This is a genomic window from Pseudomonas sp. CFBP 5748, from assembly GCF_053850495.1.
Map to the genome: position 1 here is coordinate 569,758 of NZ_JBSPTN010000003.1, position 17,244 is coordinate 587,001.

At 63.2% G+C, this 17,244-nt stretch carries 1 protein-coding gene (only partly in view); it reads right to left on the reverse strand.

Annotated features, from left to right (window positions below; all coding sequences use genetic code 11):
* A protein-coding gene (locus tag ACWNZ1_RS09935; RefSeq protein WP_456027611.1) for a non-ribosomal peptide synthase/polyketide synthase crosses the window boundary here: on the reverse strand, positions 1 to 17,197 show its 5' portion. It extends 13,739 nt beyond the left edge of the window; only the first 17,197 of its 30,936 coding nucleotides appear in the window; the start codon lies at positions 17,195 to 17,197; its stop codon lies beyond the left edge, outside the window.
* Positions 17,198 to 17,244 lie beyond the last annotated feature (47 nt).

A 17,244-nucleotide genomic window follows, 5' to 3' on the forward strand; every position in this document is an offset into this window, starting at 1 on the left:
TCACCCCGAGCTGACGGGCCTGCATTCGCAGGCGCTGGGCCAGTTCGGCATCCACATCCAGGTGCTGTTCTTCGATACCGCTGCCATCCCCCTGCACATCCTGCAGGCCGAATGGCAGCGTAGGCTCATCGATATCGGCGAGCATGTCGCGGAAAAACGCTTCATGCTGCTCACGACTGACCCCAAGCCGGGCCTGCGCCACATGGTTGCGATACGGTACCGCTGGCGAAAGCAACTGGGCCTGCCCCAGCAGGCTGGCCTGCATTTCGTGCACCACCACTTCCAGCGCCGTATGGTCCAGGGCCATGTGATGGAACAACAGGATGCCGACCCAACGCTGATTCGCCAAATCCTGGGCATAGGCCAGGCGCATCAGCGGTGCCTGGGCGATATCGAGGCGGTAATGACGCGGATCGAAGCGCTCGTGCAGTTGCTGCACCACGTCACCCCCGGCCGGATCCACTTCGATCTCCTCAAAGCCCAGGGTCGCATGCCGCCAGACCACTTGCACCGGCGCTTCAAGGCCTTGCCAGACCATGCTGGTGCGCAGGATATCGTTACGCGAAACCACGCTCTGCAAGGCATGGGCGAAGGCTTGCAGCCGCTCACGGTTGTCAAAGCCAAACAGTACCTGCAGCACGTAGGGGTCGCCCTGCTCGGCGGCAAGGTGGTGGTAGAGAATCCCCTCCTGCAACGGCGCCAGGGCGTAGATATCCTGCACATTGGCCACGCCGCCCGGCACCGTGGCCACGATGCGGTCGATGGCAGCCTGGCCCAGATCGGCCAGGGGCAACATGTCCGGGGTGATGCGCATGCAGCCGTCCGGGATGGCGTTATCCGGCACCACGACTTCCGTGTGCCCGCCCACGGCGGCGGCCAATGCGGCCAGCGTCGGCTGGCCGAACAGCACCCGCACATCGGCGGCCAGGTCGACCTGACGCATGCGCTCGATCAACTTCACGGCCAACAACGAGTGCCCGCCCAGCTCGAAGAAATTATCGTGGCGACCGATCTGCTCGATCTTGAGCAAGTCTTGCCAGATCCGCGCGATAGCCACTTCGACTTCGCCTTGCGGAGCCTGGTATTCACGACTGATCACCGCCGACTGATCCGGTGCCGGCAGCGCCTTGCGGTCGAGCTTGCCGTTGGTGGTCAATGGGAACGCGGCCAGCGTCACAAAGGCGCTAGGCACCATGTATTCGGCCAACGAAGCCAGCAACTGGGTACGCAGGTCAGCGGCTGACAACTGCGCGTCTTCGCCGGCAATCACATAGGCCACCAGGCGCTTTTCGCCCGACTCGTCTTCGCGGGCAATGACCACCGCCTCGCTGACCCCCTCGCACGCGGCCAGCGCTGCTTCGATCTCGCCCAGTTCGATGCGGAAACCACGGATCTTCACCTGGTCGTCGTTGCGGCCCAGGTATTCAATGCTGCCGTCCGCCAACCAGCGACCGAGGTCGCCGGTCCGGTACAGGCGGGCGTTCGGCGCGGTGCTGAACGGGTCGTCGAGGAAACGCTCGGCGGTCAATGCCTCGCGGTTCAGATAACCACGACTGACGCCGGCCCCTCCCACGTACATTTCACCGACCACGCCCACCGGCACCGGCTCGCGCTGGGCATCGAGCACGTACAGCTGCAAATCGGGAATGCGTTTGCCGATCGGGCTGATACCCGTCAATTGCGCGTCCGCTGCGGTCAGGGGACGGTACGTCACGTGCACCGTGGTTTCAGTGATGCCGTACATGTTGACCAGTTGCGTTCCGGCATTGATTCCACGGGCATACCACGGCTTGAGAATGCCGGTTTCCAGTGCCTCGCCGCCGAAAATCACCTGGCGCAGGCTATGGCTCAGGTCGCTTTCGCCCTGGGCCGCGATCAACTGCCGGAAAGCACTCGGCGTCTGGTTCAGCACCGTGACATCGGCCTCGCACAACAGCGCGTAGCAGTCCTGTGGCGAACGGCTGACCCATTGCGGCACCACCAGCAAGCGGCCGCCATGGGTCAGTGCGCCCCAGATTTCCCAGACCGAGAAATCGAAGGCAAAGGAATGGAACAGCGCCCACACGTCGTGCGGACCGAAGTCGAACCACGGTTGTGTCGCCGAAAACAGCCGGGTGACGTTGCGGTGTTCGACCATCACGCCCTTGGGCAATCCGGTCGAACCGGAGGTGTAGATCACGTAGGCCAGATGGCTGGAGTCCAGGCCCGGCACTTGTGGGTTGGCATCGGACTGGTCCTGCCAGTTGCCGTCATCGAGCGCCAGCACCGGTACCGAAACTTCAGCCACTGCACGGTACGTGGCGGCTTGGGCCAACACTGCCATGGGTGCGCTGTCACGCAACAGGTAGGCAATACGTTCGGCCGGATAGGCCGGATCCACGGGCACATAACCGGCGCCGGATTTCAGGATCCCCAACAGACCAACGATCATGTCCAGGCCACGTTCGACACAGATCGCGACCCGATCATCCGGGCGAATACCTAGCGATAGCAAGCGATGAGCGACCCGGTTCGCCCTGGCGTTGAGTTCGCCATAGGTCAGCGTCCGATCTTCGAACACCACCGCCACCGCATCAGGCTGCGCGGCGGCGCGAACTTCGAATTGGCCATGGATCAAGGAGTCATCGGCGTACAAGGCATCTGTCGTATTCCAGGTTTCGAGCAACTGTCGGCGCTCGGCCGGCGGCAGGATTGCCAACCCATGCAATGGGGCCAGCGGTGATTGCTCCAGGGCCCGCACCAGGTTTTCCAGAGCGCAGTTCACATAGCTGCAAACCCTCCCGGCGCCAATCGGTGCCTGGGCCATGACCGTCAGGTTGAAGTCTTCGCCCAAGTCATCCACCGACAACGTCAGCGGATAGTTGGTGCGTTCCTCACCTTCCAGCGTCTGGATACCGTTCCAGGCGGCTATGATTTCGCTGGAAGCCGTCTGCGTACCGAGATGGCGATAGTTGAGCAACGCGCTGAACAACGGAGTCGGCGTGGCCACGCCGCTGCAACGTTGCGCCAGGACCAGCGAGGCGTGCTCGTGCCCCAGCAACGCCGTCAAACGTGCATGGGTAGCCTTGACCCCGGCGCGTACGCCTTGCGCCCCCAGGCCGACACGCAACGGCAGGGTGTTGATGAACATGCCCAACGCCCGGTCGGCGCCTTCGCCGCCCTGCATGCGCCCCAGCAACACTGTGCCGAAGACCACGTCGTCCTGGCCCGACACCTTGCCCAACACCTGCGCCCAGGCCAGGTGATACAAGCTTGCCGCGCTTACGCCGAGCTGGCGCGCCTGCACCCGCAGACGCCGGCTGAGCTGGGCATCGACCCGCTGGCGGACCTCCTCGATATCGTGTCCATCGCCCTGCACATTCTGCAAACCGAAGGGCAGCGTCGGTTCGGTCACATCACCCAGCATTTCGCGGAAAAAGGCTTCGTGGTCCTCGCGGCTCACGCCCAGCCGCGCTTGTGCGACATAGTTGCGATACGGCACCGATGCCGCCAATTGCTGCCCGTTCCCGGCCATGTAGGCGCCAATTTCCGCAGTGAGCATGCCCAGCGAAGTCGCGTCATCCACCATGTGGTGGAACAGCAACATGCCCACCCAACGATTGTTCGTCACATCTTGTGCATAACCGATACGCATCATCGGCGCCCGGCGAATGTCCAGGCGATAGTGCCGTGGGTCCAAGTGTTCGCGCAGTTGCCGGGCAATATCCCCCGCCTCAGCGTCCAGTGCTATCTCCTCGAGCTCCAGTTGCGCCTCACGCCAGACCACCTGGACCGGGTCGTCCAAGCCTTCCCAGACCACTGCGGTGCGCAAGATGTCATGCCTGGACACCACGTTCTGCAGTGCCTGGGCGAAGGTATCCAGATGTGCACGGCTGTCGAAAGCAAACAGCACGTATTGCAGGTAAGGATCGCCTTTGGCCGCCGCGAGGTGGTGGTACAAAATCCCTTCCTGCAGCGGTGCCAGGGCGTAAATGTCCTGCACATTGCCCACGCCGCCGGGCACCGTCGCCACGACGCGGTCGATCTCGTCCTGGCTCAGTGTGGCCAGTGGCAACAGGTCTGGAGTGATCCGAGAACAGTCGTCCGGAATGAGGTTAGCCGGCACCTGGACTTCCTGGCTGCCGCCCACCGCCGCGGCCAGGGCCGCCAGCGTCGGCTGGCCGAACAACACTCGCACGTCGGCGGCCAGGGCGACCTGACGCATGCGCTCGATCAATTTCACCGCCAACAACGAATGCCCGCCCATTTCAAAAAAGTGGTCATGACGACCGACCCGTTCCACCTGCAACAGGTCTTGCCAGATCCGCGCAATGGTCGTCTCGACCTCACCTTGGGGCGCTTCGTATTCGCGGGTCACCACCGACGACTGATCCGGTACTGGCAAGGCCTTGCGATCCAGCTTGCCATTGGTGGTCAACGGGAAGGCCGTCAGCATCACGAACGCGCTGGGCACCATGTATTCGGCCAGCGAACCCAGCAACTCAGCACGTAGCTCAGCGGCCGACGGTGGCTCGCCCTCTTCGGCAATCACATAAGCCACCAGGCGCTGATCGCCCGGCGCGTCCTGGCGGGCCATCACCACGGCCTCACGTACACCGTTGCAGGCAGCCAGCTTCGCCTCGATCTCTCCCAGTTCGATACGGAAACCGCGGATCTTCACCTGGTCGTCGTTGCGCCCCAGGTATTCAATGCTGCCGTCCGCCAACCAGCGGCCGAGGTCACCGGTCTTGTACATCCGCGCGTTCGCCTCGGGGCGGAACGGGTTGTCGAGGAAACGCTCGGCGGTCAGTTCGTCACGGTTCAGGTAACCACGACTGACACCCGCTCCCCCCACGTACATTTCCCCGACCACGCCCACCGGCACCGGCTCGCGCTGGGCATCGAGCACGTACAACTGCAAATCGGGAATGCGTTTGCCGATCGGGCTGACACCCGTCAATTGCGCGTCCGCTGCGGTCAGGGGACGGTACGTCACGTGCACGGTGGTTTCGGTGATGCCGTACATGTTGACCAGTTGCGTCCGAGCGTTAGCTTGGCGGGCATACCAGGGCTTGAGAATGCCGGTCTCCAGCGCTTCGCCGCCAAAAATCACCTGGCGCAGGCTGTGTCCCAGGTCGCTTTCACCTTGGGCGGCAATCAGTTGGCGGAAGGCACTCGGCGTCTGGTTGAGGATGGTCACGCCCGCTTCGCACAACAAGGCATAGCAATATTGCGGTGAACGGCTGACCAATTGCGGCACCACCAGCAAGCGGCCGCCATGGGTCAATGCGCCCCAGATTTCCCAGACAGAGAAATCGAAGGCAAAGGAATGGAACAGCGCCCACACGTCGTGCGGGCCGAATTCGAACCACGGCTGGGTCGCCGAAAACAGCCGGGCGACGTTACGGTGCTCGACCATCACCCCCTTGGGCAGGCCGGTGGAGCCGGAGGTATAGATCACGTAGGCCAGGTGGCTGGAGTCCAGACCCGGGACGTCGGGGTTGTGCTGCGGTTGCTGGCTCATTTCGCCGGCGTCGGCCAGGTCGAGCACAAGGGTGGGCACCGGCAATACCGGCAGGCTGTCGCGCCATTGCGACTGGGTCACCAACGCCACGGGGCTGCTGTCATCCAGCATGTAGGCGATGCGCTCGGGTGGATAAGCCGGGTCCAGCGGTACATAGCCCGCACCGGCTTTCAGGATACCCAGCAGGCCAACGATCATGTCCAGGCCGCGCTCGACACAGATCGCCACGCGGTCATCCGGGCGAACACCCTGGGCCACCAGTCTGTGGGCCAGTTGGTTGGCGCGGGCATTGAGCTCACCGTAGGTCAATGCCTGGTCTTCATGCACGACGGCCACGGTGTCGGGTTGAGACGCGGCCCAGCCCTCGACTTGCCGATGGATCAGGGCATCGTCGGCATACACGGCGTCGGTCGTGTTCCAGGTTTCCAGCAACTGCCGACGCTCGGCCGGTGGCAGGATCGCCAAGGCGTGCAGCGGAGTGTGCGGTGCCTGCTCGAGGGCCACGACCAGGTTTTCCAGGGCCACCTGCATGTAACCGCAAATACGCTGCGCACCGATGGACGTATCGACCATCGCCGTGAGGAAGAAGCCGTCGCCCATATCATCCACGTTGAGGGTCAACGGATAATTGGTCCGCTCATCACCGCCCAGCGCGTTGATCCCGCTCCAGGCCGACAGGGCGTCCTGGGTCACTTGGACTGCGCTGTGGCGGTAGTTGAGCAAGGCACTGAACAGCGGCGTCGGCGCGACCACGCCACTGCACCGTTGCGCCAGTGCCAGCGAGGCATGTTCGTGGCCCAGCAAGGCCGTCAATCGCCCGTGAGTGGCCTTGACGCCGCTGCGTACGTCCTGGGTGCCCACATCCACCCGCAACGGCAAGGTGTTGATGAACATCCCCAGGGCACGGTCGGCACCGTCGCCGCCCTGCATCCGGCCCAGCAGGACCGTACCGAACACCACCTCTTGTTTGCCGGATACCTTGCCCAGCACCTGCGCCCAGGCCAGGTGCACCAGGCTGGCGGCACTCACACCCAGGTGGCGTGCCTGTGTCCGCAGGCGCCTGGACAACGCCAGATCCACCGGCTGGCGGACCTCATCGATGCCATGCCCCTCACCCTGCACATCCTGCAGACCAAAGGGCAGCGTCGGCTCGTCGATATCGCCGAGCATCTCGCGGAAAAAGGCTTCATGTTCTTGTTCGCTGGCCCCCAGACGGGCCTGGGCCACGTAGTTGCGATACGGCATCGCTTCGCCCAACTGGCCGTCCTGGCCCAACAGGTGCATTTGCATCTCGTGCTGCATCACATCCAGGGCCGTGTGGTCCAGGGCCATGTGATGGAACAGCAGGATCGCCACCCAGCGATCCTGGGCCTCATCGCGGGCGTAAGCCAATTGCAGCAACGGCGCCTGGCCCAAGTCGAGGCGATAGTGTCGGGCATCGAAACGGCTGGCCAGCTGCGTCGCGATGTCGCCAGCCGAAGCGTCTGGAACAATGCATTGCGGCGCCAGCACCACCTCGCGCCAGACCACTTGCACCGGCTCATCCAACCCTTCCCAGACCACGCTGGTGCGCAAGATGTCGTGGCGATCGATCACCACTTGCAGCGCCCCGATGAAGGCGTCGAGGCGTTCACGGTTGTCAAAGGCGAATTGCGTCTGCAATACATAGGGGTCGCCCTGCTCGGCGGCCAAGTGGTGATAAAGAATCCCTTCCTGCAACGGTGCCAGCGGGTAGATGTCCTGCACGTTGCGCGCACCACCGGGCACCGTGGCGACGATCTGGTCGATGGCGTCCTGGGACAGCTTGACCAGTGGCAGCATGTCCGGGCTGATGTGCTCGCAATCTGCCGGGATCCGATTCGCCGGAACACGGATCTCCTTACCGCTACCAACGGCCGCCGCCAGCGCCGCCAGGGTCGGTTGGCTGAACAGCACGCGCACGTCGGCGCTCAAGCCGGCCTGGCGCATGCGTTCGATCAGCGTGACCGCCAGCAACGAATGGCCGCCCAGCTCAAAGAAATGATCGTGGCGACCGACTTTCTCGACCTTGAGCACATCGGCCCAGATCTGTGCCAGGGTCTGCTCCACCTCACCCTGCGGCGCTTCATATTCGCGCGAGGCATAGGCCTCGGCATCCGGCGCCGGCAGTGCGCGGCGGTCCAGCTTACCGTTGGCGGTCAGCGGGAAGGCTGGCAGCACCACCAAGGCGCTGGGCAGCATGTAGTCGGCCAGCACGCTCGACAATTGCCCCCGTAAGTCGTGAACCGACAAGGTCACGCCCGGTTCGGCAATCACATAACCCACCAGGCGCTTGGGCCCGGCATCGTCTTGCCGCGCCAGCACCACCGCGTCTTTCACGCCCGGGCACTGGCCCAAGCGGGCTTCGACCTCGCCCAGCTCAATGCGGAAACCACGGATTTTCACCTGGTCGTCGTTACGCCCCAGGTAATCCACCGTACCGTCCGCCCGCCAGCGCGCCAGGTCGCCGGTGCGGTAGAGCAAGGCTCCGGGATCGGCATTGAACGGATCGGCGACGAACTTCTCGGCGGTCAGTTCAGGGCGATTCAGATACCCTTTCGCCACGCCGTCGCCACCGATGTACAACTCGCCGGCCACGCCGATGGGCACGGGTTGCCGGTTGGCATCCAGCACATAGACCCGGCTGTTGCCAATCGGTCGGCCAATCGGGATTCCACCCTCGCCCACGGTTTTGATCTCGTGGGTGGTGGTGAAGGTGGTGGCTTCGGTCGGGCCGTAGCCGTTGAGCAGATGAGCCGGTGCGCCTTCCTTCAGGACGCGGCCGATCACCGCCGGGTCGAGCACATCGCCGCCGACGATCAGGTAGCGCAACTGGGCGAACACTGACATCAGCCCGGCGGCGTACTGATGGAACAGGCCGGCGGTCATCCACAGCACGCTGACCGATTGCTCTTGCAGCAGCGCCGCAAAACGTTCCTGTGTCAGCAGTACGTCCTGGTCGACCACCACCACGCAACCGCCGTTGAGCAACGGCGCCCAGACGTCGAGGGTACTGGCGTCGAATGCCGGGTTGGAGGCAAAGGCGACGCGGTCCTTGGTGTTGAAGTCGGCGTAACCGTTATTGATTACCAACCGGCTGATCGCCCGGTGCGGCACCAGCACGCCTTTAGGGGTACCGGTGGAACCGGAGGTGTACATGATGTAGGCCACCGATTCGGTGCTTTGTATCAACCTCAGGTCATGATCCGCCTCGCTATCCAGGACGACGGTGTCCAGATCCACACGGGCAATCCCCTCAGGGGCCGTCATCGTGCTCAGGGTCAGAAGCGTCCGGGCACCGCTGTCGCGCACCATGAACTCCTGACGCTCCAGCGGCGCGCTGACGTCCAGCGGCACGTAGGCGGCGGCGCACTTGAGAATCGCCAGTTGGCTGACCAGCAGCTCAATCGAACGCTCCAACGCAATCGCCACTCGATCGCCCGGTTGCACACCGAGGCCGACCAAATGGCGCGCCAGGCGATTGGCCCGGTGGTTCAACTCGGCGTAGCCCAGGCTGTACGCGTCGTGCACAGCTGCAATAGCCTGCGGACGTTCCTTGGCCTGGGCTTCGAACAGGCCATGGACGGTCCTGTCCTGGGGATAGCTGCGAGTAGTGGCGTTGAAATCCACCAGCAATTGCCGACGCTCGGTCGACGGTAGAATCGACAGGCTGTGCAACGGCGTCTGCGGAGCTTGTTCCAGCGCCTCGACCAGATGCTCCAGGGCAACGCTCATGTAAGCACACATCCGTTGCGCGCCAATCTGCGGCACCGCCAGCGCCGACAAGCGGAAATCTTCGCCCAGGTCATCCACCGACAAGGTCAGCGGGTAGTTGGTACGCTCTTCGTTGCTCAGCAGTTGAATACCGTCCCAAGCCACCAAGGCTTCGCTCGAGGCGGCATCCGCGGCGCTGTGCCGGTAATTGAGCAACGCGCTGAACAATGGCAGCGGCGCGGCCACGGCGCTGCAACGCTGGGCCAAGGCCAACGAGGCGTGCTCGTGCCCCAAAAGACCGGTCAGGCGCGCGTGTGCGGCTTTCACCCCGTCGCGCACGCCTTGGGCTCCGACACTCACCCGCAGCGGCAAGGTGTTGATGAACATGCCCAGCGCCCGGTCGGCGCCCTCGCCGCCCTGCATCCGCCCCATCAGCACGGTGCCAAAGACAACGTCCTGCTTGCCGGATACCTGCCCCAGCACGTGTGCCCACGCCAGGTGATGCAGGCTCGCGGCGCTCACGCCCAATTGACGGGCCTGGGCCCGCAGACGACGACTCAAGTCGACAGGCAGACTCAGTCCGGCTTCTTCGATATCGCTACCGTCGCCGCGAACGTCCAGCACGCCAAACGGCAATGTCGGCTCGTCGACATCGCTCAACATGTCACGGAAGAACCCTTCGTGCTCCGCGCGGCTCACGCCCAGGCGGGCCTGGGCCACGTAATTGCGAAACGGTACTGCCTCGCCCAACTGGTCGGCCTGGCCCAGCAGGTGCGCCTGCATCTCGTGCTGCACCACTTCCAGCGCCGTGTGATCGAGGGCCATGTGGTGGAACAGCAGCATCGCCACCCAGCGTTGATGGGCAGGATCGTGGGCGTATGCGATGCGCATCAATGGCGCCTGTTGCATGTCCAGGCGGTAATGCAGGGTGTCGAAGCGCTCGTGTAACTGCCCGGCGATGTCGCCCGCCTCGGCGGTCAGCGCCAGTTCTTCCACCGCCAGTTGCGCTTTGCGCCAGACCACCTGCACCGGCTCGTCCAGGCCTTCCCAGACCACCGAGGTGCGCAGGATGTCATGGCGATCGATGACGCCTTGCAAGGCCTGGGCAAACGCCTCCAGCCGCTCGCGATCCGTGACGATGAACGTGGCTTGCAACACATAGGGATCCCCCGTGTGCGCAGCGATGTGGTGATAGAGAATCCCCTCCTGCAACGGTGCCAACGGGTAGATATCCTGCACGTTGCGCGCACCACCCGGCACCGTCGCCACGATGCGGTCGATGTCTAGCTGGTCCAGCACCACCAAGGGCAGCATCGATGGCGTGATTCGGGTACAGCCCAGCAGAATGCCGTTGTCCGGCACCACAACCTCGCTGCCACTGCCAACCGCCGACGCCAGCGCCGCGAGCGTTGGCTGGCTGAACAGCACCCGCACGTCCGCCGACAAGCCGAGCTGGCGCATCCGGCCAATCAAGCTGACGGCCAACAGCGAATGCCCGCCCAGTTCGAAGAAATGATCATGACGGCCCACACGCTCGACCTTGAGCAGGTCCTGCCAGATCTGCGCCAGGGCGGTTTCGACTTCGCCTTGCGGGGCTTCGTAGCCACGGGTGATGACGGCATCCAGGTCCGGCGCCGGTAGCGCCTTTCGATCAAGTTTACCGTTGGGGGTCAGCGGTAAGGCATCCAGGCGCACGTAGGCGGCAGGTACCATGTAAGCCGGCAGGTGCGCTTGCAGGTGCGTGCGCAGGGTTTCTATTTCTACTGTTTCATCCGGTGAGTGTTGGGTGAAATAGGCCACCAGGCGCTTGTCGCCCGGCACGTCTTCGCGGGCCAGGACCACGGTTTCCTTGATGTTTGGAGCCTGGGCGAGCTTGGCTTCGATCTCACCCAGTTCGATGCGGAAACCACGGATCTTGACCTGATCGTCGTTGCGCCCCAGGTATTCAATGTTGCCGTCCGCCAGGTAACGGCCCAGGTCGCCGGTTTTGTACATGCGCGCGTTCGGGGCCGTGCTGAACGGATCCTTGAGGAAACGCTCGGCGGTGAGGTCATCGCGATTCAGGTAACCCCGCGCCACGCCGGCACCACCGATGTAGATTTCACCCGGAACGCCCAATGGCACCGGCTGTTGGTGCTCGTCGAGCAGGTAGAACTGGGTGTTCGCCACCGGCTTGCCAATGTGCGCGGCAAACCCGTCTTCGCGAGCCATCGACACCCAACTGGAGTAAGTCGTGGTTTCCGAAGGGCCGTAGAGGTTGCACAGACGCTTGACCTGGGTCTGTTCGAACAGCGTTTCCACCAGGCTGCGCTTGAGCGCTTCGCCGGCGACGTTGACCGTGTCGACGCCCTCGCCCAGTCCACCGGATTCCAGCAAGGCCTTGAGCGCCGAGGGCACGGTGTTGATCAGGGTGATGTCGTGCTCACCCTGTTGCAGTTCCAGCACATTAGTCACCACTTCGATGCTGCCGCCCGACGTCAACGGCGCGAAGCATTCATAAACGGCCAAGTCGAAGTTCAGCGAGGTGGAAAACAGGGTTTTCGACAACGTGGCGTCATCGAACGAACGATGGGCCCAGGTCAGGAAGTTCACCGTGTTGCGGTGTTCGATCATCACGCCCTTGGGCAGACCGGTGGAACCGGACGTGTAGATCACATAGGCCAGGTGTGACGAGGTCAGGCCCGGCACCTGTGGATTAGGCGCCGCTTCGTCCTGCCAGACGCCCTGGTCGAGGTCGACCACCGGTACCGCCATCTCGCCCAGCAAGTGGCGCGTGGTTCCTTGAACCAGGATCGCCGCCGGGGCACTGTCTTCGAGCATGTAGGCAATGCGGTCCTGCGGATAAGCCGGGTCGAGCGGCACATAACCGCCCCCGGCCTTCAGAATGGCGAGCAGCCCTACAACCATGTCGATACCACGTTCGACACAAATCGCCACCCGCGAATCAGGCTTCACACCCTGCTTGCGCAGGTAATGCGCCAAGCGGTTGGCCCGTTCATTCAACTCGCGATAGTTCAGGCGTTGCTCGCCGCGAATCACCGCAACGGCATCCGGCGTACGCTGCACCTGCTCCTCGAACAGCCCATGAATGGTCTGCTGCCGCGGATAATCGGCTTCGGTGGCGTTGAACGTCACCAGCAGTTGTTCACGTTCCGAGGCCGGCAGGATCGACAGGCGATACAGAGCCGCCTGTGGCGTCTGCTCCAGTGCCTGCACCAGCGTTTGCAGCGCTGCGTGCATATAAGCGCAAACCCGTTGGGCGCCGATCTGCTGCGCGACCAGCACCGTCAGGTTGAAACCGGTCCCCAGGTCATCGACGTTCAAGGTCAACGGATAATTGGTACGGTCTTCCCCATCCAGGACGTTGATACCGCGCCATGCTTGCAATGCCTGAGCCGACGCCTCGCCCGTGGCGCGGTGCCGATAGTTGAGCAAGGCGCTGAACAGCGGCAACGGCGCCGCCACACCACTGCAACGCTGGGCCAGCGCCAGCGAAGCGTGCTCGTGCCCGAGCAAGGCCGTCAGTTGCCCATGGACCGCCTTGACACCAGCCTTGACACCTTGGCCGCCCAAGCTCACGCGCAGCGGCAAGGTATTGATGAACATCCCCAGTGCGCGGTCGGCGCCCTCGCCAGCCTGCATCCGGCCCATCAGGACCGTACCGAACACCACCTCCTGCTTGCCGGACACCTTGGCCAGCACTTGCGCCCACGCCAGGTGCACCAGGCTGGCGGCACTCACCCCCAGTTGACGGGCTTGGGCCCGCAAGCGCAGGTCCAAGGCGGCATCCACCGCCTGGGTGGTCTCTTCAATATCGCGACCACCACCCTGCACGTCCTGCAGATTGAAGGGCAGTGTCGGCTCGTCGATATCGCCGAGCATGTCGTGAAAGAACGCCTCATGTTCTTCCCGACTCACACCCAAGCGTGCCTGGGCTACGTAATTGCGATAGGGCACCGCTGCGGTCAGTTGCCCGGCTTCACCCAGCAGGTGCGCTTGCATCTCGTGCTGCACCACGTCCATCGCCGTGTGGTCCAGGGCGATGTGATGGAACAACAGTGTCGCGACCAAGCGATGATTGGCCTCGTCCCTTGCGTAAGCCAAGCGCATCAGCGGCGCCTGGGCGACATCGATACGGTGGTGGCGCGGGTCGAAACGCTGGCGCAATTGCCCAACGATATCGCCAGCGGCCGGGTCGAGATCGAGCGCTTCGAGGTGCAGCCTGGCTTCACGCCAGACCACTTGCATGGGCTCTTCCAGGCCTTCCCAGACGATGCTGGTGCGCAAGATGTCATGACGATCGATGACGACCTGCAATGCCTGGACGAACGCCTCGAGACGCTCCTGGTTGTCGAAGGCAAACTGTGACTGGAGCAGATACGGGTCGCCCTGCTCGGCAGCTAGGTGATGATAGAGGATACCTTCCTGCAATGGAGCCAGCGGGTAGATATCCTGCACATTGCGCGCCCCGCACGGCACCGTCGCCACGAGACGGTCGATGGTTTCCTGGGAGAGGTTGGCCAGCGGCAACAGATCGGCGGTGATGCGCTCGCAATCCAGCGCAATGAGGTTCGCCGGAACGCTGACTTCCTTTCCACTGCCAACGGCGGCCGCCAGCGCGGCCAGGGTCGGTTGATTGAACAGTACGCGCACATCGGCGCTCAAACCGGCCTGACGCATGCGTTCGATCAGGCTGACCGCCAGCAGCGAATGCCCGCCCAGTTCGAAGAAATGATCATGACGGCCCACACGCTCGACCTTGAGCAAGTCCTGCCAGATCTGCGCCAGGACGGTTTCGACTTCGCCTTGCGGGGCTTCGTAGCCACGGGTGATGACGGCATCCAGGTCCGGCGCCGGTAGCGCCTTTCGATCAAGTTTACCGTTGGGGGTCAGCGGTAAGGCATCCAGGCGCACGTAGGCGGCAGGTACCATGTAAGCCGGCAGGTGCGCTTGCAGGTGCGTGCGCAGGGTTTCTATTTCTACTGTTTCATCCGGTGAGTGTTGGGTGAAATAGGCCACCAGGCGTTTGTCGCCCGGCACGTCTTCGCGGGCCAGGACCACGGTTTCCTTCAGCCCATCGTGGCGCGCAAGTTTGGCTTCGATCTCGCCGAGTTCGATGCGGAAACCACGGATCTTGACCTGGTCGTCGTTGCGGCCCAGGTATTCGATGTTGCCGTCCGGCAGGTAACGGCCCAGGTCGCCGGTTTTGTACATGCGCGCGTTCGGGGCCGTGCTGAACGGATCCTTGAGGAAACGCTCGGCGGTGAGGTCATCGCGATTCAGGTAACCCCGCGCCACCCCGGCACCACCGATGTAGATTTCACCCGGCACGCCCAATGGCACCGGCTGTTGGTGTTCGTCCAGCAAGTAGAACTGGGTATTCGCCACCGGTTTGCCGATGTGTGCGGCAAACCCGTCTTCGCGAGCCATCGACACCCAACTTGAGTAGGTTGTGGTTTCCGAAGGGCCGTAGAGGTTGCACAGACGCTTGACCTGGGTCTGTTCGAACAGCGTTTCCACCAGGCTGCGCTTGAGCGCTTCGCCGGCGACGTTGACCGTGTCGACGCCCTCGCCCAGTCCCCCGGACTCCAGCAAGGCCTTGAGCGCCGACGGCACGGTGTTGATCAGGGTAATGTCGTGCTCGCCCTGTTGCAGTTCCAGCACATTAGTGACCACGTCGATGCTGCCGCCCGACGTCAGCGGCGCGAAGCATTCGTAGACTGCCAGGTCGAAGTTCAGCGAGGTCGAGAACAGGGTTTTCGACAGCGTCTCGGCGTCGAACGAACGACGCGCCCAAGTCAGGAAGTTCACCGTGTTGCGGTGTTCGATCATCACACCCTTGGGCAGACCGGTGGAACCGGAGGTGTAGATCACGTAGGCCAGATGTGCGGACGTCAGCTCGGCAACCTGCGGATTCTGGACGGATTCGTCCTGCCACAGCCCGCTGTCGAGATTGATCACTGGCATCGAGGCGTCGGCCAACAGTTCAACAGTCGCGGTCTGGGCCAACACCGCTGCTGGGGCACTGTCTTCCAGCATGTAGACAATGCGGTCCAGCGGATAGGTCGGGTCCAACGGCACATAACCGCCGCCGGCCTTGAGGATCGCCAGCAGGCCCACAACCATGTCGATACCACGTTCGACACAAATCGCCACCCGCGAATCAGGCTTCACACCCTGCTTGCGCAGGTAATGCGCCAAGCGGTTGGCCCGTTCATTCAACTCGCGATAGTTCAGGCGTTGCTCGCCGCGAATCACCGCAACGGCATCCGGCGTACGCTGCACCTGCTCCTCGAACAGCCCATGAATGGTCTGCTGCCGCGGATAATCGGCTTCGGTGGCGTTGAACGTCACCAGCAGTTGTTCACGTTCCGAGGCTGGCAGGATCGACACGTGCTGCAAGGGCAGGTCCGGCGTCTGTTCCAGCATGCGGACCAGACTTTCCAGTGCCTGGCGTATATAGCCAGCAATGCGCTGGGCGCCAATCCCGGCCAGGGCCAGCACGCTGAGACTGAAGCCTTCGCCCAAATCATCCACCGATAAGGTCAGTGGATAGTTGGTGCCCTCCGCACCGCCCAGCGAATGCAGACCCTCCCACGCCTCCAGCGTCTGCACCGTGGGCGCTTGCGCCGTGCCGCTGTGGCGGTAGTTGAGCAACGAACCGAATAACGGCGCGGGCGCGGGTACACCGCTGCAACGCTGGGCCAACGCCAACGAAGCGTGTTCATGGCCGAGCAACGCTGTCAGGCCCGCGTGGGTGGCCTTCACGCCTTCGCGCACACCCTGCCCGGCCAGTTTCACCCGCAACGGCAGTGTGTTGATGAACATGCCCAGTGCGCGGTCGGCACCGTCGCCACCCTGCATCCGGCCCATCAATACTGTGCCGAACACCACGTCCTGTCGGCCGGAAACAGCGCCGACCACCCGCGCCCAGGCCAAGTGATACAAGGCTGCCGCGCTGACACCCAACTGGCGGGCCTGCGCTCGCAAGCGACGGCTCAATTCTCCATCGATCGGCAGGTGGACTTCCTCGACCACCGATTCGCCTTCGGGCACTGCGGAAAACCCCAGCGGCAACGTTGGCTCATCGACATCGCCCAGCATCTCGCGGAAAAATGCTTCATGGGAATCGCCGCCCACACCCAGGCGGACCTGCGCCACATAGTTGCGATAAGGTACGGGCTCGGGTAACTGGTCGGCCTGCCCGAGCAGGAACGCCTGCATCTCATGCTGCACCAACTCCAGCGCCGCATGGTCCATCGCCATGTGGTGGAACAACAGGATCGCGACCCAACGCTGGTGGGTTTGATCCTGCGCACAGACCAGACGCATCAGCGGCGCCTGGCCGACGTCCAGTCGGTGATGCCGAGTGTCGAAGCGTTGCTGCAGTTGCCAGAGAATCTCGCCATCGGCAGGGTCCAGCACGATCTCTTCCAGCGACAATCTGGCCTGGTGCCAGACCACTTGCACGGGCTCGTCCAAGCCTTCCCACACCATCGAAGTGCGCAATATGTCGTGGCGATCGATCACGCCTTGCAGAGCCTGGGTAAAGTCATCCAATCGTGCGCGTCGGTCCGCGCCGAACAAGGCCTGCAACACATAGGGATCACCCTGCTCCGCGGCGAGGTGATGATAGAGAATGCCCTCCTGCAACGGCGCCAGGGGGTAAATGTCCTGCACGTTGCCCGCACCGCCAGGAACGCTGTCGACGATCCGGTCGATCGCCTCCTGGCTGAGGCGGGCCAGGGGCAGCATGTCTGGCGTGATACGGAATGCCGGGCTCAGCCAGTCGCCACCGTTTCTCTCCACCAGCTCAAGCAGTTCGCGCTTATGGACAATGAGGCTGTCCCACAGCGCGTTGTCCAGTCCTTCGTCGTCGCCCAGGATCACAAGGTTGTCGTCGTCCTGTTGGAGACGGATCGGGTACTGGGACAGAGCTGTCATCAATTCGCTGAATTGCATCGAAGGACCTGCTTTTCTAGTTCGGAGTGGTTGACGATAAAAACGTG